The organism is Listeria rocourtiae FSL F6-920, from assembly GCF_000525975.1.
Lineage (GTDB): Bacteria > Bacillota > Bacilli > Lactobacillales > Listeriaceae > Listeria_A > Listeria_A rocourtiae.
The window spans coordinates 1-841 of sequence record NZ_AODK01000090.1 but is presented as its reverse complement, the minus strand read 5'-3'; the positions used below and the strand labels follow the sequence as shown (position 1 = coordinate 841).

At 45.1% G+C, this 841-nt stretch carries 1 protein-coding gene; it reads right to left on the bottom strand.

Annotation, left to right across the window (positions count from 1 at the left end; all coding sequences use genetic code 11):
• Nucleotides 1-841, bottom strand: an 841-nt coding sequence (locus tag PROCOU_RS16910; protein ID WP_208855822.1) for a leucine-rich repeat domain-containing protein, incomplete at both ends; no start/stop codon positions are given.

The following is an 841-nucleotide window of genomic DNA, read 5'->3' as shown; positions in this document are numbered from 1 at the left end:
GCTGGGCTTGTGTCAACGGTATAACCTGGAATTTCAAGAGGCGTTGTGTCATAGGCCTCGCCATAATCACCCGTCAATGTGGTGGAAGGCGCGATGGCCTTGCCAGTCGTATCTTGGTACACTACCGTCACTGGTGACGCATCTACCATGCGGTATGGAATCGTTGCCGTTCCACTAAAATTACCGCGATCATGATCTCTCCAGTAGTAACTAACAGCACCTGAAGGGCTAGGTAATGCTGACCAAGATAACTGCTGTTGTACCGCATCATAACTCCCATTCGCTGGCTGGAAATCCTGTATCATCATGGACCCAGCAGGCCCTATCACCTGTTGAATGGGTTGTAGCATGTGAAGCGTTCCTTTCCGCCCAATTTTTTGTGTCGGCAACGTGACCGTTTGCCCACCAAGACTGAAACTAGCAAACTGCTTCCCTTGAAAAGCGGTAATATCTGAAATGTAATTGTACTCCGCGGCTAAGCTATCTAGCCTGGCTAACGATGCAAGTGCCGCAATATCTGTAACTTGATTCTTGTTTATGGAGATGGATTTAATGTTAGGTAATTCTGCTAAGACAGATACGTCCGTCAGCTGGTTATTTTGAAGCCGGATATATTCTAATTTTGGGAATCCTGTCATTGTTTTAGGGAGCGTCTTCACCTTGTTATCGTTTAAATTAAGAGAGTATAAAACGGGCATGTCCTCCAGCACCGATACATCTTTAATCGGGTTATTTGCCAATGTTAAAATTCTCAGTCGAGGCAACCCATTAAGTGGGGATACATCTGTAATTTGATTACCCCTAAGCAATAACTGATCGATATTTTTGGCATACTGCAACC